This window comes from Virgibacillus senegalensis (assembly GCF_000821245.2).
In the GTDB taxonomy this organism is placed as follows: Bacteria; Bacillota; Bacilli; order Bacillales; family Amphibacillaceae; genus Sediminibacillus; species Sediminibacillus senegalensis.
Genome location: NZ_LN611422.1, coordinates 2,539 through 27,083 on the forward strand (window position 1 = coordinate 2,539; position 24,545 = coordinate 27,083).

The 24,545-nt window shown below is 42.7% G+C and carries 18 protein-coding genes, 14 tRNA genes, 1 rRNA gene and 1 pseudogene; 29 read left to right on the top strand and 5 right to left on the bottom strand.

From position 1 onward, the window contains the following. The first annotated feature begins 442 nt into the window (after positions 1–442). From rrf to BN1067_RS00505, 18 genes are all read left to right on the top strand, one after another. Positions 443–558 (top strand): 5S ribosomal RNA (gene rrf / locus BN1067_RS00420). An 8-nt stretch (positions 559–566) separates the two neighbouring features. Further along, positions 567–641: transfer RNA gene (locus tag BN1067_RS00425), tRNA-Asn, on the top strand. A gap of 1 nt (position 642) precedes the next feature. After that, positions 643–734: transfer RNA gene (locus BN1067_RS00430), tRNA-Ser, on the top strand. 10 nt (positions 735–744) lie between these two features. Further along, positions 745–816 (top strand) — tRNA-Glu (locus BN1067_RS00435). A gap of 10 nt (positions 817–826) precedes the next feature. After that, a tRNA-Val gene (locus tag BN1067_RS00440) sits at positions 827–902 on the top strand. A gap of 36 nt (positions 903–938) precedes the next feature. Beyond that, a tRNA-Met gene (locus BN1067_RS00445) sits at positions 939–1,015 on the top strand. Positions 1,016–1,106: 91 nt separating this feature from the next. After that, a tRNA-Asp gene (locus tag BN1067_RS00450) sits at positions 1,107–1,183 on the top strand. Positions 1,184–1,208: 25 nt separating this feature from the next. Continuing rightward, positions 1,209–1,281 (top strand) — tRNA-Phe (locus tag BN1067_RS00455). 11 nt (positions 1,282–1,292) lie between these two features. Then, a tRNA-Tyr gene (locus tag BN1067_RS00460) sits at positions 1,293–1,378 on the top strand. Between the two features lie 6 nt (positions 1,379–1,384). Further along, a tRNA-Trp gene (locus BN1067_RS00465) sits at positions 1,385–1,458 on the top strand. 13 nt (positions 1,459–1,471) lie between these two features. Next, positions 1,472–1,547 (top strand) — tRNA-His (locus BN1067_RS00470). 21 nt (positions 1,548–1,568) lie between these two features. After that, positions 1,569–1,643, top strand: a tRNA-Gln gene (locus tag BN1067_RS00475). Between the two features lie 6 nt (positions 1,644–1,649). Beyond that, positions 1,650–1,724: transfer RNA gene (locus tag BN1067_RS00480), tRNA-Gly, on the top strand. A 6-nt stretch (positions 1,725–1,730) separates the two neighbouring features. Continuing rightward, positions 1,731–1,804: transfer RNA gene (locus BN1067_RS00485), tRNA-Cys, on the top strand. 12 nt (positions 1,805–1,816) lie between these two features. Next, positions 1,817–1,898 (top strand) — tRNA-Leu (locus BN1067_RS00490). A 159-nt stretch (positions 1,899–2,057) separates the two neighbouring features. Further along, complete coding sequence (locus BN1067_RS00495; protein WP_053216982.1) at positions 2,058–3,878, top strand: LysM peptidoglycan-binding domain-containing protein; 1,821 nt, start codon at positions 2,058–2,060, stop codon at positions 3,876–3,878. A 251-nt stretch (positions 3,879–4,129) separates the two neighbouring features. Next, positions 4,130–5,227, top strand: a complete 1,098-nt coding sequence (locus BN1067_RS00500; RefSeq protein WP_199868433.1) for a hypothetical protein — start codon at positions 4,130–4,132, stop codon at positions 5,225–5,227. Positions 5,228–5,416: 189 nt separating this feature from the next. Further along, the gene (locus BN1067_RS00505; protein ID WP_053216984.1) at positions 5,417–7,069 is read left to right on the top strand and encodes a catalase; all 1,653 of its coding nucleotides are present in this window, start codon (positions 5,417–5,419) and stop codon (positions 7,067–7,069) included. Positions 7,070–7,193: 124 nt separating this feature from the next. Here the strand turns inward: BN1067_RS00505 and BN1067_RS00510 are convergent, their stop codons facing one another. After that, positions 7,194–7,787: a TetR/AcrR family transcriptional regulator gene (locus tag BN1067_RS00510; protein WP_234400597.1), complete on the bottom strand. Its 594-nt coding sequence runs from the start codon at positions 7,785–7,787 to the stop codon at positions 7,194–7,196. 158 nt (positions 7,788–7,945) lie between these two features. Here BN1067_RS00510 and BN1067_RS00515 point away from each other — a divergent pair, with 158 nt between their 5' ends. Further along, complete coding sequence (locus BN1067_RS00515; RefSeq protein ID WP_053216985.1) at positions 7,946–10,006, top strand: efflux RND transporter permease subunit; 2,061 nt, start codon at positions 7,946–7,948, stop codon at positions 10,004–10,006. A 2-nt stretch (positions 10,007–10,008) separates the two neighbouring features. Continuing rightward, positions 10,009–11,832, top strand: a complete 1,824-nt coding sequence (locus tag BN1067_RS00520) for a coiled-coil domain-containing protein (protein WP_053216986.1) — start codon at positions 10,009–10,011, stop codon at positions 11,830–11,832. A 142-nt stretch (positions 11,833–11,974) separates the two neighbouring features. On the opposite strand, the pseudogene BN1067_RS00525 reads toward BN1067_RS00520, so the two are convergent. The 3 genes and pseudogenes from BN1067_RS00525 to BN1067_RS00535 all read right to left on the bottom strand — a co-directional run. Beyond that, positions 11,975–12,226: pseudogene (locus BN1067_RS00525) on the bottom strand (OsmC family protein); the annotation flags it as partial. Positions 12,227–12,247: 21 nt separating this feature from the next. Continuing rightward, positions 12,248–12,442 (bottom strand): hypothetical protein, encoded by a 195-nt coding sequence (locus tag BN1067_RS00530; RefSeq protein WP_053216987.1) that lies wholly within the window; start codon positions 12,440–12,442, stop codon positions 12,248–12,250. Positions 12,443–12,533: 91 nt separating this feature from the next. Beyond that, positions 12,534–13,604, bottom strand: coding sequence for an aldo/keto reductase (locus tag BN1067_RS00535; protein ID WP_053216988.1), 1,071 nt, complete (start codon positions 13,602–13,604; stop codon positions 12,534–12,536). A gap of 227 nt (positions 13,605–13,831) precedes the next feature. Here BN1067_RS00535 and BN1067_RS19665 point away from each other — a divergent pair, with 227 nt between their 5' ends. The 8 genes from BN1067_RS19665 (at position 13,832) to uvsE (ending at position 20,120) form a co-directional block, all read left to right on the top strand. After that, on the top strand, positions 13,832–14,002 hold the full coding sequence (locus BN1067_RS19665; protein ID WP_199868434.1) for a hypothetical protein: 171 nt from the start codon (positions 13,832–13,834) through the stop codon (positions 14,000–14,002). A gap of 128 nt (positions 14,003–14,130) precedes the next feature. Further along, complete coding sequence (locus tag BN1067_RS00540) at positions 14,131–14,754, top strand: spore coat protein (RefSeq protein WP_053216989.1); 624 nt, start codon at positions 14,131–14,133, stop codon at positions 14,752–14,754. A 126-nt stretch (positions 14,755–14,880) separates the two neighbouring features. Then, positions 14,881–15,588, top strand: coding sequence for a 5-formyltetrahydrofolate cyclo-ligase (locus BN1067_RS00545; protein WP_053216990.1), 708 nt, complete (start codon positions 14,881–14,883; stop codon positions 15,586–15,588). A 256-nt stretch (positions 15,589–15,844) separates the two neighbouring features. After that, entirely contained in the window at positions 15,845–16,408 is a 564-nt protein-coding gene (locus BN1067_RS00550) for a helix-turn-helix domain-containing protein (protein WP_053216991.1), read from the top strand. A gap of 303 nt (positions 16,409–16,711) precedes the next feature. After that, positions 16,712–16,957 (top strand): hypothetical protein, encoded by a 246-nt coding sequence (locus BN1067_RS00555; protein WP_053216992.1) that lies wholly within the window; start codon positions 16,712–16,714, stop codon positions 16,955–16,957. Between the two features lie 63 nt (positions 16,958–17,020). Continuing rightward, positions 17,021–17,860, top strand: coding sequence for a hypothetical protein (locus BN1067_RS00560; protein WP_053216993.1), 840 nt, complete (start codon positions 17,021–17,023; stop codon positions 17,858–17,860). Between the two features lie 19 nt (positions 17,861–17,879). Continuing rightward, positions 17,880–18,995: a PIN domain-containing protein gene (locus tag BN1067_RS00565; protein WP_053216994.1), complete on the top strand. Its 1,116-nt coding sequence runs from the start codon at positions 17,880–17,882 to the stop codon at positions 18,993–18,995. A gap of 171 nt (positions 18,996–19,166) precedes the next feature. Continuing rightward, positions 19,167–20,120 carry a UV DNA damage repair endonuclease UvsE gene (uvsE, locus tag BN1067_RS00570; protein WP_053216995.1) on the top strand — a complete coding sequence of 318 codons (954 nt, stop codon included), beginning with the start codon at positions 19,167–19,169 and terminating at the stop codon, positions 20,118–20,120. 78 nt (positions 20,121–20,198) lie between these two features. Here uvsE and BN1067_RS00575 read toward each other — a convergent pair whose 3' ends face one another. After that, complete coding sequence (locus tag BN1067_RS00575) at positions 20,199–20,693, bottom strand: hypothetical protein (RefSeq protein ID WP_053216996.1); 495 nt, start codon at positions 20,691–20,693, stop codon at positions 20,199–20,201. A gap of 675 nt (positions 20,694–21,368) precedes the next feature. On the opposite strand from BN1067_RS00575, the gene cas9 reads away from it, so the two are divergent. After that, complete coding sequence (cas9, locus tag BN1067_RS00580; protein ID WP_053216997.1) at positions 21,369–24,542, top strand: type II CRISPR RNA-guided endonuclease Cas9; 3,174 nt, start codon at positions 21,369–21,371, stop codon at positions 24,540–24,542. Positions 24,543–24,545: the final 3 nt, after the last annotated feature.

Consider the following 24,545-nt stretch of genomic DNA (forward strand, 5'->3'; position numbering starts at 1 on the left):
GGATAAGTGCTGAAAGCATCTAAGCATGAAGCCCCCCTCTAGATGAGACTTCCCATCATTTCAAATGAGTAAGATCCCTCAGAGACGATGAGGTTGATAGGTCCGAGGTGGAAGCATGGTGACATGTGCAGCTGACGGATACTAATCGATCGAGGACTTAACTTAAAACAAAAAGCGTCGCGGGCTTGGTCAGATGCGAAACGCATAAGCCAGTCACCGAAAAGCCCTGCATTATGGGCTTGTAGGGGAATGACTTATGACGCGAGCATCTAGCCCGCAGAGCTGGATTAAAAAAACGTGCCAATGTTCGTTGATTGTCTTCCTTCTTATCTAGTTTTGAAGGTGTAAAAGAAATTTTAAATTTACCCTTGATTTTTTGTGAAAAACAGCTATAATAGTTGTTGTCACAAAAAAAGTACACTTGGATGTACGCCAAAATGAGTCTGGTGGCAATAGCGGAGAGGTCACACCTGTTCCCATGCCGAACACAGAAGTTAAGCTCTCCAGCGCCCATGGTAGTTGGGGCTTTGCCCCTGCGAGAGTAGGACGCCGCCAGGCATAACCGTTCCACCGTAGCTCAGTGGTAGAGCAATCGGCTGTTAACCGATCGGTCGTAGGTTCGAATCCTACCGGTGGAGCCATGGAGAGCTGTCCGAGTGGCCGAAGGAGCACGATTGGAAATCGTGTAGACCGCTACCGCGGTCTCGAGGGTTCGAATCCCTCGCTCTCCGCCATTTCTAAAATGGCCCGTTGGTCAAGTGGTTAAGACACCGCCCTTTCACGGCGGTAACACGGGTTCGAATCCCGTACGGGTCATCACTCAATTGGAGGATTAGCTCAGCTGGGAGAGCACCTGCCTTACAAGCAGGGGGTCGCAGGTTCGAGCCCTGCATCCTCCACCATGAGTAAATTTGATAGGAATACATCTCCTACATTATCGCGGGATGGAGCAGTCTGGTAGCTCGTCGGGCTCATAACCCGAAGGTCGCAGGTTCAAATCCTGCTCCCGCAACCAAATTATTTTCACTCACTACGTCGAGTTAACATCTTGGCTAGTGAAAAATCCAGGTACTTGCAAGAGTGCAACCAAATTATTTTCTTAATATGGTCCGGTAGTTCAGTTGGTTAGAATGCCTGCCTGTCACGCAGGAGGTCGCGGGTTCGAGTCCCGTCCGGACCGCCACTTACATAGTTTCATATCATTTATTGGCTCGGTAGCTCAGTCGGTAGAGCAACGGACTGAAAATCCGTGTGTCGGCGGTTCGATTCCGTCCCGAGCCACCTTTTCTTATGGAGGGATAGCGAAGTTGGCCAAACGCGGCGGACTGTAAATCCGCTCCCATCGGGTTCGTAGGTTCGAGTCCTACTCCCTCCACCATTACATAGGGGTATAGTTTAACGGTAGAACAGAGGTCTCCAAAACCTCCGGTGTGGGTTCGATTCCTACTACCCCTGCCATTATAATATGTTGGCGGTCGTGGCGAAGTGGTTAACGCACCGGATTGTGGCTCCGGCACTCGTGGGTTCGATTCCCACCGGTCGCCCCATTTTCCAGTGTGTGGTATAGTTGGGCTATAGCCAAGCGGTAAGGCATCGGGTTTTGATCCCGTGATTCGCTGGTTCGAATCCAGCTAGCCCAGCCAAAAAATGCGGAAGTAGTTCAGTGGTAGAACACCACCTTGCCAAGGTGGGGGTCGCGGGTTCGAATCCCGTCTTCCGCTCCATTTTAAGGCGGCATAGCCAAGTGGTAAGGCAGAGGTCTGCAAAACCTTTATCACCGGTTCAAATCCGGTTGCCGCCTCCATATGAATAACGTGCCGGTGTGGCGGAATTGGCAGACGCGCACGACTCAAAATCGTGTTCCTTCGGGAGTGTCGGTTCGACCCCGACCACCGGTATCATGAGAAAAGACTTCAACCTTTTAGGTTGGAGTCTTTTTCTTTTGGGAGAAACCTTACTCCCACTATATGAATAGCCTATTGCAGGAGGATAATTTTTAGTTTCACTGCTAAATAAGGAGATGAAATTTTAAGAAGTCTAAGAAAGGAGGGTTTATCATGCAAATGTTCTACACTGTACGTGCAGGTGATACGATTTCTAAAATTGCTCAACGTTGGTCCATTCCAGTCGATTCCTTGATTGCTGCGAATTATCTCATTTCACCATATACAATTTTTATTGGACAGCAGTTATCTATGCCACCTGGGGTCGATCGCTATCGGGTTCAACCAGGTGATACCATTTTTCGAATTGCTCAATATTATCGAGTTCCTCAGTCGCTTATTATTGCTGCAAATAATCTTCAGCCCCCATATACCATCCAACCTGGTCAGCTTTTAACCATATCAAGAGGTGTTCCGTATTATGTCGTTCAGCCCGGTGACAATTTGTATCAAATCGCAAGGCGCTTTAATGTTGTAACTGGTGGAAACGTGAATTATGAATTGATTAGACAAGTAAACAATCTTTCTTCAACTACTATTAATCCTGGTATGAGATTAGTCATACCGTATGCACCACCTGGTGAGGATGGATTGATTGCTTATGTCTCCAATCGGTCTGGAGCATATGATTTATGGTTATATAATCCGATTGATGGCTCGAATAGACAGGTGACATTTGGCTTAGGTGAATCGTATTCGATTCCATATTGGTCTCCTGACAGTAGCAGAATCGCATTTGTAGGTAAAAATGGCGTATTATACTCAGTGAATTTGACGAATAACACATATGCTGCCATTGATCAGTTTGCACAACCAGAGGGAGTATTTCTTAACTGGGCTCCGGATAGTCAACGACTTGTTTATTCAAATGGGAATGAAATCATCATTTATAATGTAGCTACTCACCAAGTACAGCGAATCAATCAGCCAAACGCAAGGGATGTGCAATGGTTCCGAAGAGGACAGGAGCTATTCTTCGAGGCACAGGATGAAGCTGGTTTTAGTCAATTATACAGAATCCGGACAGATGGAACAGGCTTGCAGCAAATTACGCAAAACGCTGGTGGACCGTTCAATTTTGTAAGACTTTCATCAGATGGTCGTTATGTGCTCTACACGAGTCCTGGCGCTAGTATTTCAATTATTTATTCGATTGAACTTGCAACAGGCAGGGTTTTCGAGGTGGAAGGAGGACCGCTTGCCAAAAATTATAATCCAACATGGTCACCTAATTCGGCTACAATTGCCTATAGTGCAACTGCCTTTGAAAATGAGGGATATTTTTCGCAAATTCGAACAACTGGAAGGCAAGGAGAGAATGATCGGATATGGGCAATCTCAAATTGCTTTCTAACTCCTGTAACATGGTCGCCTGATGGAAGCAAAATTGCTTACTTATCTGGCTGCGATGAGCTAGAAGATGCCAGTGAGATTTGGATGGTCGATTTAGATGATCCGGTACCGATTCAACTTGGCACAGATGGGAACATTACGGCACTAGCTTGGTCGAGAACATCGATTTTCCCTGGTACTGCAACCTATACTAGTACCGATTATAGAGTGCAATTTCAATATCCTGCAAGTTGGCAAAAAGTTACAGATGAAAGGGAACGATATGAAGGTGTAGACGGCTTCTTTCAAGTAGGGGCGATAGCATATGATGGCCTGCTGGAGGATGTATGTCACAATGAAGCCTTTCATCTACTTCTTCCATACGGTAGTCAACCGCAAATTGTCTCAACCGAAATTCAAGGACAACCGGCTTGTTTTATTTATCCGTCAGAAGACCAGCCGGCGGAAATGAACAACCAATCCGCATTGATTGTCCAATACCCAACACCTATTACGATCAACGATAACAGCTACAATTTTTTGATTTTATGGGCGGATGTTGGCCATATTAATCAGATTTCTGCGACAGTTCGACTTCTATAAAACTATTTCGAGGGTGCCATCAGGGTACCCTTTTCTTGTACATAAGTTGTAATGTTCTTATTATTGGTAGATATTTGATTAATACTCTTCTTAGACGTTTAATTTCTATGCACAAAGAGGGAACTCTACATCAATCAATATCGTGTTGACAATGATGAAATGCGTGAATAATTCCCGAACAATAGGAAAATTGACCCAATAATCTGACTGCTTACGCTATAATGAAAGAAAACGTGGAAAGCAGGGATGGTATGACAGCTTCTTTTTCGTTTGAGAGTATAGCTTGGAAACGGATCGTGTTATTTTTATTCTTAATCCTTCTCCCGAATTATCTTGTGATGCAAGTGCAGCTTGTTGGTCCTGTCGATGACATGGTCGGCCTTTGCACAGCGCTTGATCTTGTTATCATTTTGCCATTGGTTCTATATTTTTTTGGATTTAAGAAAAGGGTTTCCTGGCTGGTGTTGTGTGCCTTTATATTCTGGGGACTGCTTCTGGCGAATTGGATGATCCCCAGTGAAGCGGATGCATACCTGTCTTACTTCACTCAATCGGTGATTGTGTTAGAGGCTGGTGTCATTCTTATCGAATTAATGCTTTTTATCATGGTCGTAAAAAAGTTTCCATTGCTTCTTGCAGATTACCGAAAAGAGAAGGATGTCCATTATCACTTTTTGTTAAGTTTTTCTGCTGCTATCCAACGCACATTTTCCTTCAAGAATGAAAGATTGAATAAATTCCAGTTCGCATTACGTATTTTGGCAACCGATATTGCGGCGGTTTACTATAGCTTGTTCAGCTGGAGAAAAACCCACCCCGCTATGGAGCATGGAAAAGGTCATTCTTTTACCTTTCATAAGGATGGCGGATACCTGGGAGTATTTATAATGCTGGTCCACGCTATGCTCCTTGAGATTATAGCAGTGCACATTATGGTTGCGCAGTACAGCCATACTGCCGCCTGGCTAGTCACGGGTCTTGATATTTACGCGTTATTGTTCATCATTGCGGATTACCAGGCCATCCGTTTATCTCCAGTGATGCTGGATTCAAAAGGAATTCATTTTCAAAAAGGAATCCGGCAATATGGATTTGTTTCATGGGAAAAAGTAAGCGGGATAAATGAAAATGAAAAATCAGTTAAGGAGGTAAGCCAAGACCGAAAAAGCATCTCCTTGGCACTTCATGGTCTTGAAAAAGAGCCAATCCCTTATGTGATTCAATTAACCGAACCAGTCCAGATCAGGCAAATTTTCGGATTCAAGAAAACAATCGAGTCTTTATATGTAAAAATGGATGAGGGACGTAAATTCTATGGGACTGTTGGTTCTTATATAAAGAAGGATTAAAGCGAATACTATCTAACCAATAATTTTACACGGATTATATTCTTAAGAGGACAACGTTTTTTGTTGTCCTCTTTTTATGACCAGATAAAAAAAGAAGGGGAGTCTGATTTCATTTTTTATCCGTAGGAAAGAATAAACACTCCCAATAATAGGCAAAGTAAGCGTGACTATACCTGAGGAGGTTTCAGTATGGAAGAAAACAAAGATAAGAAGGCTTCGAAGGGGCAGGACGTGGAACGTGAAACGTTGACCACGCGCCAAGGACGCCCTGTGGTTGATAATCAAAACATCCGTACGATTGGTAATCGTGGTCCTGCCACACTTGAGAATTACCACTTTATTGAAAAAATCTCCCACTTTGACCGGGAAGAGGTACCAGAGCGCGTCGTACATGCTCGTGGATCTGGAGCATTTGGTTATTTCGAAACCTACGGAAAAGTAGGGAACGAGCCGGTAGAGAAATATACAAGGGCGAAAGTATTTTCAGGAGCCGGGAAGAAAACTCCGTTAATGGTACGTTTCTCCACGGTGGCTGGTGCGAAGGACGCTCCGGAAACTGATCGTGACCCTCGTGGATTTGCGGTGAAGATGTATACGGAAGATGGCAACTGGGATTTGGTAGGAAACAACTTAAAGATTTTCTTTATTCGAGACGCTATGAAGTTTCCCGATATGATTCACGCGTTTAAAGCAGATCCGGCCTCCAATATAAAAAGTCCTGAGCGGATGTTTGATTTCGTTTCCCGGACTCCGGAAGCCACCCATATGATTACCTTCCTGTTCTCCCCGTGGGGGATACCTGCTACATACCGCCATATGCAGGGGTCAGGGGTGAACACGTATAAGTGGGTAAACGACAAAGGGGAAGCAGTGTTGGTAAAATACCACTGGGAACCGAAACAAGGGATACGCAATTTGACGCAAGAAGAAGCGAATGAAATTCAATCGAAAAACGTAGGACATGCCACTCAGGATCTATATGAAGCGATAGAGCGTGGCGACTATCCGGAGTGGGAACTGTTTGTACAAATCATGGAAGACGGGTACCATCCGGAGCTCGACTTCGATCCGCTTGACGATACGAAGCTTTGGCCGGAAGATAAGTTTCCGTGGCTGCCGGTAGGTCGGATGGTGCTAGACCGTAATCCAGAGGATTTCCACGCAGAGATCGAACAGGCGTCATTCGGTACAGGGGTTTTGGTAGATGGAATGGATTTTTCGGATGATAAAATGCTTCAGGGCCGTACTTTCTCTTACTCTGATACGCAGCGCTATCGCGTAGGAGCGAACTATCTGAAATTGCCTGTTAACGCGCCTAAGACAGGAATCCGGACAAACCAGCAGCGTGGTCAAATGGATACCCGTGATCCGCGGGAATCCGGAGACAATCCGCATATTAACTACGAACCTTCCATGGTGGGTGGTTTTAAAGAATCGGATGGATCCAAAACGCCGCCTCACGAGCCTGAGTATAACGCGGCTGCAATGAGTGCGCCGATTGACCGGCCCAATAATTATGGTCAGGCCGGCCACACGTATCGTAGCTTTAAGGATTGGGAACGCGATGAGTTAATAAAAAATCTCTCGGAAGCCCTAGCGATTTGTGACAAACGAATTCAGGATGCGATGATTGAACACTTTACGAAAGCCGATGAAGATTACGGGCGCCGGGTAAAGGAAGGCATCCAAGCGAAAATGGAAGAGATGAAGAAAATGATGCAGGAAGAAAGCAAACTTCCTGGCCGCGAAGCAGGGGAGTCCAAATATGGCCGAGGTTCCGTCGCGCAGCACGAAGCGACGGAAGATGCAGTGAAGAAAAGCCATGAGGCAGACCCTTATTAATTGCTGCAAAAAACGGAAAGGCTGTTTAGTCCGGTATGATCCGGGCAGAACAGCCTTTCTTTTTTCCAGAGATGCGGAGTTTTTCATGTTGCCTAAACTTCCTTCTTTTTTATACCTCATTAACTTATTTAAAAAGTCCGCCATTAATAAGGCCATTGATGATTCCGGCCATTTCTTTCGGGGATTTATCCATCTCGTTGTTCAGCCAGCTCTTTATGACATGAATGCTTCCGCTGATGATGAAGGTACTTAAATATTCTGAAGCGTCTTCTTCAAAGTTCTTGCTGGTTGTCCAATGGTTCATAAACACGTCATCCGCGAAAACCATCACTTTTTTCTGGAAGGTTGTATCGACTTTTTCGTTGAAAAGCGTCTTGCACACCTCATGCTTGGAAGCGAAATATTCAATCAGCTTTTCAATCATATGAAGAGAATCCTCTTCCTTCTCAAAATTGTATTGGCTTAGATACCCCTTCATGTCTTCAATAATTTCATTTTCTATTTTATCCAGGAGGTCATATTGATCGAAGTAGTGGGAATAAAAGGTGGAGCGGTTGATGTCGGCCAATCCGCAAAGCTCTTTCACGGTAATGGCCGCGATTTGTTTTTCCTTTAACAACTGCATCAGACTGTCCTTTAAAACCATCCGCGTGTATTTTTTTCTTCTATCCAATTTGGAGGAAGTCATAAAAATCCCCTTTCTTATTGCCTTGTCCATCCCAAAGGGATCCCGATCGGCAGTTTTTTTGTCGTTATCCAACACATTCGATTATTCTGTTGCCAAAATAACAAATGATAATGAACTGTTTGTTGAATATCCAACACGGTGTCCATATAATAATAAAGTGTGTGTTGGAAAATGGCAAGAGAGGGTGAATGAAAATAAAAATCGCAGCAGGAATTATTAAACATAAAAAGGCCGTTGCCATAACGTTTATGGTCCTTACCATCCTCTGTACCCTGGCACAGTTCACGGTGTCTGTAAACTATGATATGAAAGATTACTTGCCGGAGGATGCCCCATCAACGAAAACAATGGATGTAATGGACGAGGAATTTGAGGGAAGTGTCCCGACAAATAGAGTCATGATGCATGACTTGACGATACAGGAAGCCCTTGCCTTTAAAGAAGAATTGGCTGCCATCGACGGGGTGTTGGATGTTACCTGGTTGGATGATGCCATCGATATAAAACAACCGTTGGAAATGGCCGATCCGGATACCATTGAGAATTACTATAAGGATGAGAAAGCATTATTCTCTTTCAGCATTCGGGAGGGTGAGGAAGTGGCCGCCACTGATGCCATTTACGACCTGATTGGCGAAGACAATGCGATGGCCGGGGAAGATTTGAATACGGCCACGCAGCAGAAGATGGCCGGAAAAGAATCGATGTATGCGGGAGCCTTGCTGGTTCCGATCATCATCATTATTTTAATCATGGCTACGACTTCCTGGATAGAGCCGGTGCTTTTCCTGACGGCGATCGGTGTTTCCGTACTTATAAATATGGGGACGAATATTTTTCTCGGAGAAGTGTCTTTTGTGACCCAGTCAGTCGCACCGATTTTGCAGCTGGCGGTTTCGCTGGACTATGCTATTTTTCTTCTTCACAGTTTTTCCGATTACCGGAAGAAAACAGCAGATCCACAGGAAGCCATGCAGCTTGCGATGAAGAAGTCTTTTTCTGCGATTGCTGCCAGTGCATCGACGACCTTTTTCGGATTTATCGCCCTGACGTTTATGAATTTTGAAATAGGTGCCGATTTAGGCATTAATCTGGTTAAAGGAATTGTATTAAGTTTTATCAGTGTCATGGTATTTTTGCCTGCACTAACGCTATTGTTTTATAAGTGGATTGATAAAACGCAGCATAAACCTTTCCTTCCGCGGATCAGGAATAAAGGAAATTTGGTATTGAAACTAAGAATACCAGTATTGATTCTTGTGTTTGTATTAATCGTCCCGGCGTTTCTCGCGCAAAGCCAGACGAGTTTCATTTATGGAGTGGGAGACCAGCCGGAGAATACGAGGGCGGGCAGTGATTTTGCTGAAATCAAGGAGCATTTCGGCGAAAGCACCCCGATGGTAGTACTCGTCCCAAGAGGGGATACGGCTAAAGAAGAACAATTAGTCGAAGAATTGGAAGACACGGATAAAGTGTCTAGTGTCCTGGCGTATGTAAACACCGTAAGCGCAGCGGTTCCTCCGGAATATGTCGGAGAATCGGTTACGGAACAATTTTATTCGGAACGTTACAGCAGGATAATCCTGCAAACCGATACCAAAACCGAAGGGGAAGAGGCGTTCCGTTTAATTGAGCAGTTGCAGCATACCGCAGAGGATCATTATGGAAACGACGTTTACATGGCTGGAGAAAGTGTGACGCTATACGATATCAAAAATGTCGTTCAAAAGGATAATAAGTTAGTCAATCTTCTGACCATCGCTACGGTCGCTTTTGTTCTGCTGGTGACGTTCAGATCGATATCGATCCCTGTCGTCCTGTTGTTTACCATCCAGTCAGCCGTATGGATGAATTTATCGGTTCCGTACTTTACAAATTCTTCGTTAGTGTATGTCGGCTATCTGCTGATCAGCATCATACAGCTTGCTGCGACGGTGGATTACGCCATTCTGCTGACGGATGCCTATAAAGAGGATCGACAAGAAATGTCTGCACGCCAGGCGATCAAGAAAACATTAGATGAAAAAATCTTCGCTGTCGGCATATCCGCTTCGATTTTGACAAGTGTCGGGTTTATTTTGTGGATGACGTCGTCCAATCCAATCGTTTCATCCATTGGGATGCTGTTAGGAAGGGGAGCACTGTTATCCTTTATAATGGTCATATTCTTCCTGCCTGCCATGCTGCTGGTCTTTGATAAATGGATTGCCAAAACAACCTGGAAAGCAAATTTTAAAAAGGAGAAATGACGATGAGGAGAATCAAAAAGCTTCTACTTGTCTTTGCGATCATTATGCTCGTACTGCCGTCGCTGTTTGTTTCGGCTGAAGCGGGAAACAGCAAGCCAGAGGAAGATACCACCCAGGAAAAAGGGGAAGTCTCCTCCAAGGATGAGGTAGTCTATGGCAAGCTAAGCGCTGCAGGGGAAAGACAAGAACTTTATGTTGTAAATACGTTGGATGTCGAAAAAGCTGGTAACATCGTGGATTACGGATCGTACACCAACTTGAAAAACTTAACGAATTTAGCTGAGTTGGAACAGAAGGATGGGAAAGTAACCGTCGATGCTCCAGAGGGGAAATTTTATTACCAGGGGAACATGGATGATCAGTCTCTGCCGTGGGATATCTCCATTACCTATCTGTTGGATGGGAAAGAAATCGCACCGGAAGAGCTGGCAGGTAAAGCTGGTCATGTTGAAATCAAGCTAGCGACCTCGGCTAATGAAAAAGTGGACCCTGTATTTTTTGAAAACTATTTGTTGCAAATCTCGCTTTCTCTTAACATGGAAACCTATCAGAATATCAAGGCTCCAGACGGAACGCTTGCCAATGCGGGAAAAAATAAACAAGTGACTTTTACCGTGATGCCTGAAAAAGAGGAAGAGCTCATTGTCGAAGCGGATGTCTCAAGCTTTGAGCTGGATGGCATCGATATCTCCGCTGTACCATCTTCTATGTCGATTGATACACCTGACGTGGATGAGATGACAGGGGAGATGGACACGTTAACGGATGCGATTTCCAAGGTGAATGATGGAGTTGCGGAACTGGAGAATGGGGTTGCGCAATTAAACGATGGAGCGGTGGAATTGCGAGACGGTTCCACAGCATATAAAGAGGGAATTACCTCACTTGATGCTTCTTCTGAAGAACTGGTGAACGGCTCCGGCAGCTTAAAGCAAGCATTGGAGGAAATGAGCACATCTCTGGCGAATGGATCCGAAGATATGAGGCTGGGTGATCTGAAACAGCTGGAAGACGGGCTGTTTCAAATGGCAGATGGAATCACCCAGGCTTCAGATGGTCTGATTACGTTAAAAGAAAACTATGCCAAAGCTTACAGCACATTAGATGAAGCAATGGCAGCCATTCCGGATTATGAGCTTTCAGAAGATGCACTCAAGCAGCTGTACAGCAGCGGTGCAGATCCTGAAACATTGGATAAATTAAAAGAAACATACACAGCTGCACGTACGGCCAAGGGTACCTATTCCGCCGTCAAAGAAGGATTTGACGCAGTAGGTGGAACACTGGAACAAGTCAGCGGTGCTCTTGCAGGGATGGCTGGTAACTTGGAGGAGATGGCCAATCAGCTTTCTTCTTCCCGGAAAGACATGGACAGCGCGGATTCCTTTGCCCAGTTACAAGACGGGATCAGTCAACTGGCTTCGCAATATGCTTCTTTCCATTCCGGATTAGTGGAGTATACGGACGGCGTCCATCAATTGTCCAGCTCCTATGGAGAAATGGATGAGGGAATTTCCGGCCTGGCCGACGGGATAGGAGAAACGGCAAACGGAGTGAGCGAGCTCCATGACGGAACGGCTGAGCTGCAGGAGTCAACGAGTGACTTACCTGATCAGATGAAAGACGAAGTCAATGAAATGATGGATGAGTACGATAAATCAGATTTCGAACCGGTATCGTTTGTTTCCGAAAAAAATGAAGCCGTCAGTTCCGTACAATTTGTTTTAAAAACGGAAAGCATTAAACAAGAAGAACCGGAAGAGACCGAAGAACCCGTGGAAGAAGAGAAAGGTTTCTGGGATCGGTTGAAGGATTTGTTTAAGTAAAGGTGGCAGCATTTTCTTAGATGTCCTTTAAAGGGTTTTGAAAAGAAGATACGATCATCCCATACAGAAAAGACTCCGACATAAACGTCGGAGTCTTTTTTACGTTGGGATCGCTTTTAGTTGTGGAAACTTCTATGCTGGACTATTCTTCTTCCGCAATAGACCAGCTATGTTCAAATTCCACACTGCCTTTAAGCGTTTGGGAAACAGGACAATTACGGTCAAATACGCGAAGTGCACGTTCTGCTTTTTCGCGTGTCCCTTTTGGAATCGTTACCTCATAATGACAGGCAATCCTGGTGATTTTTAACACGCCTTCTGGTGCTTCAATGGTACCTTTAAAAGATCCTTTTAGCTTATCTGGATACGTCGGGATATTACGCGCTGCCAGCGCGCCTGATAATGTACCGGTTAGTCAGCCGCCAGCGGCTGCAACAATATGATCAAGTGTAGAAGGTCTTTCGACTTCTGGTACTCTTTTATAAAAGTCTTTTACACCACCATGCATCCCATAATAAACAGGGTCTTCAAAATCAGCAATGTAAGCTCTGCGGTCTCCGCCTTCATCTAGTTCGACGGTAATGTTTGAAATCTCTATCGATTCTCCCAAAAGATAACGCTCCTTTCTTTATTTTGAACCTCATTCTATTAGCTTCCACTGGAAAACGCAATGATGCGGTACGCTTCCCAAACTTTCGTAATCAATCATCCAATCCCATCAACTGTTTGTACCCTTGCAAATACGGAATTTCCGATGAGCTTCCCATCTCCAACGAATTCATGGCACGGTGCCAGTTTGGGTAGATAGGGACCGGGCGTGCGACTGATTCGATGCGGTCATGCTCCTCCTGGGTTAGCTGTATGTCGAAGGAGGCGATATTTTCCCTCAACTGCTGCTCGTTACGGGCTGCGATCACGATTGGACCGACGTTCGGACGGTCTTTGACCCAGGTATAAGCAATTTGCGGTACGGTAGCGTCATGATTCGCCGCTACTTCTTCGAGTGCATCAATCACTTGGTAGAGACGTTCTTGATCCTGTACCCACGGTTCTGACCAGCCGCCGCCCTGACGGGTGTTTTCAGGAGCCGATTTATTCCGTCCGATTTTCCCGTTTAAAAGTCCTTCGCCGAGCGGGCTCCAAATCATCGATCCGATACCGAGTTCCTTGCCTGCCGGAAGTAGTTCATACTCCGCTTCGCGCGCCTCAGGCGTGTAATAGATCTGTTGGGTGATCGGTGGAATAAACCCGGACAGCTCAGCGACAGAGTATGTTCTCGCAAGCGCCCAGCCACTGTAGTTGGATACACCCCAATAGCGGATTTTTCCTGACTTCACCAGGTTGGTCATGGTTTCTACTGTTTCTTCGACAGGGGTCTGCCCGTCCCACAGGTGTACAAAATACAAGTCAAGATAATCTGTTCCGAGCCGCTCCAACGAATGGTCAATCGAGGCTTCGATGTTGCTGCGGGAAGCACCTCGGGCGTTTGGGTCATCTCCAAATTGGAAGCCGGTTTTCGATGTAAGCAACACCTCGTCCCTGCGTCCCTGAATGGCAGCCCCAAGCACACGTTCCGCATCTCCTTTGGAATAAAGGTTCGCTGTATCAAACATATTAATCCCTGCTTCTAAAGCGATATCCACCATTTTCCGAGCATCGTCTTCGTTTATATTTCCGGCAGCTTCAAACCCATTGGTACCGCTGAATGGAATCGTTCCGAGTATATACTTTGGAACACGAAGACCGGAATTTCCTAAGTAAATGTATTCCATGATATCCCTCCTAGAAAATCACATTATCTTTATCAAATACCCGGAACATCGTAGGAGCAAAACGGTTCTTTTTTATATTGAGAAAAGATTTAGAGCTATTTGTATCTTTCAATCCGCTCTCTCTTAAGGGATGTCTCCTCCCACAACGAGTGACAATTCTCACATCATTACAAAAATCCTGTTGCTAAAATAAAACCATACCTGGCAGGAAAGGATGTTTTGCCGTTATGAATAAACGATACCTCAAAGTGTTAGGGCTATATGCATTATCATCTTTGGTCCCGGCTATTCTGTTTGGAAAAGAGGAGAGCGCTACAAAGTGGGTTACCAAGACCGCTGCCGGTTATAGCATATTTGCCTATGGTTTGAAGGCGATGACCAAAAGAAAAAAGGCTTGAAAAGGGAGAAGGGATTCCATTTCCTTTGTTTGATTATCTGGTTGCGAACAAGAAAAACAGTCTGGTACATAAAAGACTACTGTATGGATAGGATAAAGATGAAATCCATCATGCAGGAGGTCATTAGTATGGCTAAAAATCAAAATCAAATGCAGGGCGGTACCCAAATGCCGCAAAATATGGCAAACCAAGCGATGAACCATGGGGCACACGAAATGTTGGACTCCCATGAATTGATTGGCTGTTTAACTGGGGTTTTGGAGCAGTACCAATTGTACAATCAACATATCCAAGACCAGGAGCTGAAAGGGATCCTTCAGCGTCAATCCGCTTTCCTGACACAGCTGTATAACACTGTAATAGACAGCTTTCAAACCGGACAGGATCCGAACGTACCGACACAGCAGTATAAAATGGAGCAAAGCAACGAGATTACTTATGGATTGCAGGCCGGACAGCCAAAAAAACCAAAACAGTCTGTGGGTGAGCTTACGGACGACTGTTATTCTTCGTTTATGCTAAGCCAGACAAAATCAGCTGCCTCTACGTTTACAATGGCTGCCGCTGAAATGAACAATCCCGTCTTGCGCCGTGTGGTAGCAGACAGTGTACCGAACCTGATCGAAATGGGTTACGAACTGTTCCTTTATCAAAACAAGCATGGGTACTACCAGGTTCCCCAGCTAAAAGAACAGGATATGGCCACTATGCTCCACGCTTATACGAAAGCTCCGCAACAAGGGATGCATTAACCAGTCAATGCAGGGATAGCGTACTTCTCGCATCCCTGCATTTTTCTACTTATTGCTATTAAAAAGGAGACCCGTTACGGTAAAATAAACCTATACATAGTAAAACAGATGGCGGGTGTTTATATAGTGGTAACCAAACAGGAAATACGAGAGGAAAAATGGGACTATTTAACGGAACACAAACTGGGTAGATTCCCCTTTCCTTTGCAAAATCGCATCCCGAATTTCAAAGGAGCGGAACAGGCTGCTCAGTTCGTCACGACGATTCCTACTTACAAGGAAGCGAAGGTCATTAAAGTAAACCCGGATGCTCCTCAATTACCGATTCGGGCGCAAGTGTTACGTGATGGAAAGGTATTGCTAGTTCCCACGCCCAGACTGAAGGCAGGCTTTATCATGGTGAAACCGGAGTGGATTCCAGACGGGGAAGAAAGAAAGGCGGCAAGCCTGTCCCATATAAAATCCTATGGCAAAGAAATTCCGCTTGCGGCGATTCCAAAAATTGATTTGTTTCTCGTCGGTTCTGTCGCATTGCACCGAGATGGAAGAAGAGTGGGAAAGGGAGCCGGGTTTGCGGACAGGGAGTATGCCATTATCCGGGAGCTCGGAAATCCGGATGTCCCGATTGTTGGCACGATTCATAGTGCGCAATTAACGGATAAAGATATACCTAGAGATCCATTCGATTTAACAGTTGACTGGATTGCGACGGAAACAGAACTGATCAAAATCAGTTCCCGTTATAAAAAGCCGAGCGGAATTCAATGGGAGCTTGTGACTGAGGAAGAATTGGAAGAAATGCCAGTGCTCCGGGAGTTGCGAGAACGAACATAAATTTTCATCATTCTATATGCTCAATAACAAACACTCTTGGATGTTGAGAAATCAATGTTCGAGAGTTTTTTATTGGTTCCATAACCTTTCCTTTACTAGAAGAGTAGGATTTTAGAATTTCTGATATCTAAGAAAAACCAAAAAAACGTTTGCTTATTCTCCGCCAATGCGGTATGATAAATGCTAATCATGGATGATGTAAAGAATTTTTGAAATTAATGATATAAGGAAATTATAACATAAAAGGAGGAGAATCATGAAACGTTTTATTTTGTTTACCAAGACAGGAGTCGAAAAATGGCCATTGCAGCTTTTTCCTTCAGAAGAGGAAGAAATAAAACAGCCGCTGGAAGATTTAAACGGTGTCAAAGATGCAATTATCAAAAACGGCGGCTTGTATTACGTCAATACAAACAAACAGAACCCTTCCAGGCAATTCATCTACCGCTCGCAGATAAGTGCGATTTATGGACCTTACAACATACCAGGCAAAGAAAACTTAACGTTGGATCAAGTCATGTCACTGAACGAAGCTGCTTCCAGGTGGAAAAGTATCAGGAGTGTGGATACGATACGAAAGGCTATCCTGGCGAACCGTTTTTATGACTGGGAAGTCCGCAAATCTGAATCTGTTTGGCTAGTAACCTATGCAGGGCTTGTCAGGTTGTTTGGCCCCGAAGACCATATGGAAACAGACGAAGCATGCATATTGAAGGTCCAAGAACCAAAGAATCCGAAATTTGAAGAAATCAAAAAAGGAAAAGTGGAATGGATTGATCTATTAGAGGACAAAGAATCATCCATGGAAAAGAATGATTAGGGAATTTTCATTAACAAGAGAGTGTGAAGACTTTAGATGGAAGGCGGGGAATGAATGGCTGTTTTACAATGGATTGCTTGTATGATTGTGGGGATGCAGTGTTTAGGGCTAATTTTTTCCCTATGGGATACGTTTACTTCCCTCTTAAAACGTCACAACAATTTGAAGAAATACACAAAGGAAGATTACAGGCGTTGGGAGATCATTAAAAACAAAGGAATGATTTAGAATTGCTGTGATCGTTCTTGCTATTTGGAGCCAAAAGATTGTTTAACAAAAAACGGATGGAAAGGGGAAAAAGAAATGGGTCACGAGAAAAAGGATGAGAAACTTCACATTTGTCCCATGTGTTTCGGGGGAGGGATAGTGTTATTCCGTGAATATGACGATCCAGAAACGAATTTTGCAGTGTGTGAGAATGGTTGGTGCACCTATTGCGAAGGCATCGGACGCATTCCTTCGGAGAAACTGCCGCCTGAAAGCGATGAAGTCTTTACGGGCGAGGTCGAGTTACCGGAAGAAATTATGAAATTTATTGAAGAATTGTAAGACTACTGATTCTCGTTTCAAATAAGGAAATAGTGTTTCTATTAAGAAGAGAGGAATGATGGAATGGGAACAATGATTGTAATCGCAGTCCTATTGTTTATTTATCTGTTTTTTGTTATCAGGTTTCCGAATCGAAGCATGGAGGAGTTCAAAGACCGTATTTCGCAAATGAAAGCAGATTTGCAAAAAAAGGAAGAGGAACGGGTGGTTTTACAAGGTCAATACCAGGAAGCTGCGGTTTACGGTCAACAGCTTCGTGAAGATATTTTACATGCTCATGATGAACAGAAGGATCTTCTTCAATTGAAAGAAGAATGGAAACAAAAACATGAGTTTGTTTCCAACCAGAAGCTCCATGAAAATCAAGCCCTTTATTTTGCCAGCCAAGTCCCGGAAGAGGAACTCCATAAGGAAGACTTCGACTTGTTTAATTGGACAAGCCCCACACCAGATGATTCCTACTTACATAATGAGCCGTTTGAGCAAACAATCGAGAGTGGCGAGCAACAGCCGCAAGATCTGCACATACTAGCTGCGGAGATGGTGAATGACACGGAACCAAATATAGGAACCGATATGATCCGCGATGAGACCGACCATGGAATGGTGAACGGCATGGGTTTTCATTTACATGATCCGCAAAATCAGCCAGATCCTTTCGTTAATCTAAACGATTCGGAGGCGGGAAACAACGCAGGTTTTCCTGACAACGCATTTCCGGAGGAACCGATTGATTCCCTGCCTGATGATGGTTTTGTCGACATATCGATAATGGACGAACCACCCTATGAGGAATGGGATATGCCGGATAATGGGATGGATCTTCATACAGATGAAATAGATGACTTTGACGGTGGATTGGACATGTATGACAGTGCGCCAGATGATCCTTACCATTACTAACAAAAAAGGAGCGAATGCCATGGAGACGCTTATTTCTTTTTCTTTTTTAATCCCTGCAACGATTATGCTGTTTGTAATGCTTTTTTACTTAGCATTGGGTGAAGAGCTTGCTAAGAAAGAAACCGGAGAATCATTAGGATACATTGATTACCTTTTTGTCGGGCTGGCTGTTCCGGAAGCTGCTTTTGCCCGTCTCTATAACGTGAAGAATACGGAGGCAAGCGAAATACAAAAAGCACAACATGGTGTTATCGTACTGTTTATCGCATCTCTGCTTGTGTGTTACAAACATGCGGCAGCTGGTTTTGCCTTTCTCCCGCTTCTTACCGATCTGTTACTAACGTTCGGAGCCTTTTTCCTTGTAATACGGCTGTGGGCGGTTGTGCGCATCCATAAAATTTATAAGGAACGGAAGATATTCGAATCGTTGCTAAGCAAAGTGGAAGAAAAGCAAAAAGAAGCAGCAGAGACGGCACGACAGCAAAGACAGCTGGAAAGGCTAAATGAAAAGTTAAGGGAGAAAAAGTCACAAATAGAAGCAAGGAACAACCGCATCAACGTCTATGTTGCAAATAAACAGCAAATGATCAAACAACATATGGACCGGGATAAGGCAAAGATTGACCTTATGCGCCGGAACATTGGACGGCTTAATAACTATGTAGGTGGAGATACTGTCGTGGCGATTGACACCAATATATTGATGGAAGGGGATGACTATCTAATCGAAGAATTGAAAAAGCATCGGATTTTGATCAGTAAGGATGTACAGATGGAATGGGACGGGATTAATAAATACGCAAACGGTGAGAAAAAAAGAAAAGGAATCAGAGCGAGGAGACGACTGAAAGAACTGGTGAAAAACGGAAAGCAAACCGGAAACCTCGTTCAATTTACGGTAAAAAAGTGGGATAGTGATTTTATGAAAGAAAACAATCTGTTGGAAACCAATGATGATGACCGCATCATAGCGGACTACCTTTATGAGTATAAACAAGGCAGAAATCTTGTCGTCCTCTCAGGAGACCATATGTTTGAAATCAGCGCAAGCATCCATCTTCCTACTATTGAATTGGAAGACTATCAGTTGTTTTCCAGGGAAAAGCGAAATGAAAAGGTGGCGCTGGCGAAGTAGTTATTCCTGATTAGGGGGACGGATTGGGTTAAATATGAAATGGGGGAAGGATTGCTTGATGATTATTTTTCCATGTAACGAACCTTTTTGAAAGTTCCCTGCATCCCCGCGCATGAACCTTACACAATCACAAATACTATCACCACTTATCATTTACGCTGGAGTGAAACGATGTTACTCAGATTCGGCTACGTCTCAACTGCACTTTCTTTATGGGAAGCGTCTCCTTCCCGGACACTCACATTCACGAATTGGAAAAAGTTAGACAAAGATGAACGGGAGGAAAAGCTGTACTATCTCACAGAGCAAAATGTAATCAACACGCTTCGCGCTTTGCATTACAATATTGCCCATGGCATTGATATTTATCGAATGTCTTCCTCACTAGTACCGCTTGCCACCCATCCGGAAGTGAACTGGGATTTTGTCACTCCTTTTCGGGGGCTTTTCAAAGAGATAGGCGCTTTGGTGAAAAAGCATAGTTTACGTGTCAGCTTTCACCCTAATCAATTTACCTTGTTCACCAGCCCGCAGGAGCATGTTACGGATAACGCAATTATCGATATGACTTACCATTATGACATGTTGGAAGCGATGGGGTTACATAAGGAAGCAACGATGAATATCCATGTCGGCGGTGCTTATGGCAATAAGCAGGAGGCCATCGAACGGTTTGACCGGAATTTTGTCAAGCTGGACGGAGACATCCGCCGGCAGACGACGCTTGAAAATGACGATAAAACCTACACGGCAGAAGAAACCTTGCAAATTTGTGAAAAGCACGGTGTTCCATTTGTTTTCGATTATCACCATCACTGGGCGAACCCGGGAGAGGGGGCATATCAAGAGTTGCTGCCCCGGATATTTGCGACATGGGATGGAACTGGTTTCCGGCCTAAGTTTCACTTGTCCTCTCCTAAGTCAAAAAAACTGTACAGGGCCCATGCTGATTATGTAGAAAAGGATTTCGCAATGAACTTTATCAACGCGTTAAAAGCCCATGGAGCATCCGCAGATATCATGATCGAGGCAAAAGCGAAAGAAAAAGCAGCCCTGAAGCTTGTGGAAGAGTTAGCCAAAGTCCGTGGGTTCAAGCGGGTGAAGGGGGCTGCGATAGAGATATAAACAGTGTGAAAAACGTGTTACAACGTGTTTCGTTCCCAGAGATACCTGTTTAAGAGAAATAGGACGATAACTATCCAGTTAATTTTCATCCTCGTTCAAATTGATTGTTAGCACGTTTGTATCTTCTTTGGGCGTAAAGTTGATTGTTTTCAGCAGTATTGTTGCCTTCTTTTCAGATCCGTTAAACCTAGCAACAAGTTCATCTGCATCTTGAGATTCGGTTTCTGATACTTTAATCGTATAGTCAGTTTGGGTGTGTAGAACTTCTTTTTTTTCTTCTTTATCGTCAATAACGAAAAATTTTGCTTGCGGCAGCACAGCAAACTTCCCACTTGTACTTCCGGCAGTTAGGATTTCGATCAAATAATGCCGCCCCGCCATCCCACCCTTGAATTTCAGCAAAACCACCTGTGCTTTCGGTACAATGTTTCGTTTTTGAGGACTTTCTGGAGAAGAACTGTTAAGCAAGAAGACGATCAGGCAAAAAATAAACAAACTGACAAACGGTTTGATGACGTCCCTTCCTTTGTTAATTTTTCCAGCTATTAAACAATTACTAGACAACGGTTGCATTCTCCCCCTATATAATGGGAAAGAGGCTTTTCATCTATTTCGTATAAATGCCATTGCTCTAGGACCTATAGAAACACCGATTGTTAAGCTTTCTACGAGGCTACTTCAGAAACAAAAGAAAATACCAATGAAGGTATTCTGCGAAAACGTTTTGAAACGCCATCTTCCATTGCTCAATGTATTAATGATTAAGTAATTCGGATTGACGGAGGATTTACAATACGAAGTAAAAAAATAAAAAGAAACTGCCAACAGAATAATCGATTGAAAAGCCAGAAATAAAGAAATGTAGTGTTGGCTGCTTTTTAATACAGGGCACACTCAAAATCACTTCATTAAAAGTTTTGACTTTTCTAAAAAAACGTTGACAATCGATGCAAGAAATGGTAAATTTGAAATGTCTCATATAACCGACGGGTTATATTACTACCAAAGAACACAGAATCTACTAAAATAAGGTCTTAGTACCGGAATTGACTCTAGTAGAGTCTGGAAAAAAGACACTTACATTAATGTAAGTGTCTTTTTTTGTCTTTCATACTTTTCGGTCTATCGGTCGAAGGAAAGTGGATATTTTGGTAAAACGTGATTAAGTTTAGAATAATTTTGCGAATTATGGAAAAATAATGACAATTTGATTATAATGGACTAAAGGAAGAAAGGGAGGTTCGGAGGATGAATAAACGATTCGTCTTAGGACTAGATATCGGTATAGGTTCTGTTGGTTGGGGTATCATCGACCAGAATCAAAATATTTTGGATGCAGGTGTAAGGTTATTTCCCGAAGCTGATAAAAGCTTTAATGAAAGCAGAAGAAGTTATCGAGGAACAAGGCGCTTACTTAGACGAAGGCGACATCGAACAGACAGAGTAGTATTCTTATTGGATGAATACCAGATATGGAAAAAAGAAAAAAATATTGATTATAAAAAATATAAAGTGACTCCCTATCACTTGCGCATGAAAGGCTTAAGGGAAGCTTTGACAGATGAAGAATTAGCAATAGCTTTGTTGCATCTCGCAAAAAGAAGAGGAATACATAATTTGGAAGTATCGGACGATGAAAAAACAAGCAACAATGAATTATCAACTTACGACCAAGTAAAAAAGAATAAAAAGTTGCTAGAAGATAAATATGTATGTGAAATACAGGTTGAACGGTTGAATAAAGAAGGACAAATTCGTGGTCATCAAAATAGATTCCAGACGCAAGACTATGTTAAGGAAGCAAAACGACTTTTAGAAACGCAATCAAGTCATAATCCTCATATAACCATTGATTTTATAGAAAAGTATAAAGAGTTGTTACAAAATCGCCGTGAGTACTATGAAGGTCCAGGGTTCGGAAGCGAATATGGATGGGATCAGGACATAAAAAAATGGTATGAAAATATGATGGGGAGATGTAGTTACTTTCCAGACCAGTTAAGGGCCGTAAAAGAATCTCATTCAGCACAGCTTTTTAATTTGCTGAACGACTTAAATAACCTGACGGTGAATCGTGAAGAAAATATCAAGCTGCTTCCGGAAGAAAAGCAACGTATAGTGGACAGTTTATTTATGAAAAACAAATCAGTTTCTTTAAAAAAGATTGCTAAAGAGTTAGGTGTAAATGAACATGATATTAAAAGATACCGGGTCGATACAAAAGGAAGGCCACTTTTTACTGCTCTGACTACCTACCATGATATAAAAAAAGCTACAAACAAACCAGCAGTTTTAGAAAGTGTAGAAGCGATTGATGAAATAGCGGAAACTTTAACCATTTACCAATCAAAAAAAGATATTGAACAGGAACTTAAAAAAAGCAGTCTGCCTTTAAACGAGGAGGAAATAGACCACTTAAGCAATTTAAGTTATTCTGGCACCCACTCTTTAAGCTTGAAGATGATTAATCTAATTTTACCTGACTTGTGGCAAACGTCGAAAAACCAAATGCAGTTGATTACCGAGCTAGGGTATAAACCAAAAGATATTGATTATAGCAATAGAAAGTATATACCATATGCTCAAATAGAAGGTTATATTTTGTCTCCCGTGGTAAAGAGATCTTTTAAACAAACCGTACGGATTATCAATGCCATCATCAAGAAGTACGGAGTGCCGGATGAGATTATCATAGAGTTGGCAAGAGAGAAAAACAGCGATGATAAAAAGAAGTTTTTAAAAGATTTAAATAAAAAGAATGAATCAATAAACAAACAAGTCCGCGATAAACTGGAAGCATTGGATATCGATGCCTCTAAGGGCGTGTTCAATAAATTGAGATTGTGGCATCTTCAAGACGGCATTTGTATGTACTCTATGCAACCTATCGAAATTGAAGATTTAATAAGCAATCCGCAAAATTATGAAATCGATCACATTATTCCCAGGTCAGTCTCATTTGATGATTCTCAAAGTAACAAAGTTTTGGTTCATAAAGCCGAAAATCAAAAGAAGGGTAATTATACCCCTTTTCAATACTTCCACTCGAATAAAACGGATGTCAGTTATGATAAATTCAAAGCACACGTACTTCAGCTCGCCAAGTCATCACAAAAAATATCCCGAAAAAAGAAAGAATACTTGTTGGAGGAACGGGACATTAACAAGTTCACCATACAGAAAGACTTTATCAACCGAAATTTAGTTGATACCCGTTATGCTACAAGAGAGATACTATCAACCTTACAGCAATTCTTTTCTGAAAATAACCAGCATGTAAAAGTGAAGTCAATCAATGGTTCATTCACTCACTATCTGCGAAAGTTATGGGATTTTCCCAAGGATCGAGGAGCTGATTTTAAACATCATGCGGAAGACGCACTTATCATAGCTATGGCCAATCACATTTTCGAATATCAAAGTTCTTTTAAAGCAGAACACTTAATTTTTGCCAACGACGACATGATAGATTCAGAAACAGGAGAAATATTATCAGAGTCACAATTTAACGCGGCTTTCACGGAAAAAATCACGAAAGTAAAATCCATCAAACATTATATTGATTATAAGTACTCCTTTAAAGTTGACATGAAGCCGAACAGGCAGCTGATGAATGATACTTTGTATTCGACAAGGCAAAAAGGCGATGAAGAATATGTGGTCAATAAGTTAAGTGGTATTTATGATAAGGATAGCCAGGATAGTGTTAAGTTGAAAAAGTTGATGGAAAAAACGCCGGAAAATTTATTAATGTTTCACCATGATCCACAGACTTTTGAGAAGTTAAAACAAGTATTTGAACAGTATAGTGAATCTAAAAACCCTTTGAATCAATACTATGAAGAAGAAGGAGACTACTTGCGGAAATATAGCAAGAAAGGGAACGGACCAGTTATAAAGACAATTAAATATTATGGAAAGAGATTAAGCGAACATCATGACTTATCTCATAAGTTCCAACCGAAAGATAAAAAAGTCATTAACCTGTCCATCAAATCATTTAGAATGGATGTCTATAAAGATGGTGACCAGTTCAAGTTTGCTACAGTACGTTATAACAATTTGAAAGAGAAAAAAGATGGTTACCATATAGATGAGAAAGCATACCACGAAGAATTAGATGAAAAAAATATAAGTCCATCTGCAATTTTCATGTTCAGTTTGTATAAGAATGATATTTTACAGTTGAACGGAGAACTTTTTAGATTGATAGGCATTAATGATAATAAGCATAATAAAATCGAACTCAATACAGTGAGTCATGATTATAAACAATATTGTGAACAACATGGAATAAAGAACAATAGAATCATTAAAGGTATTTCAAAAAATACAAAAGATTTTTATAAGATAACAACCGATGTACTAGGAAATAGGTACATTAGTACTAAGGAAAAATGGAAGGATACTTTTCAGAAATAGTAT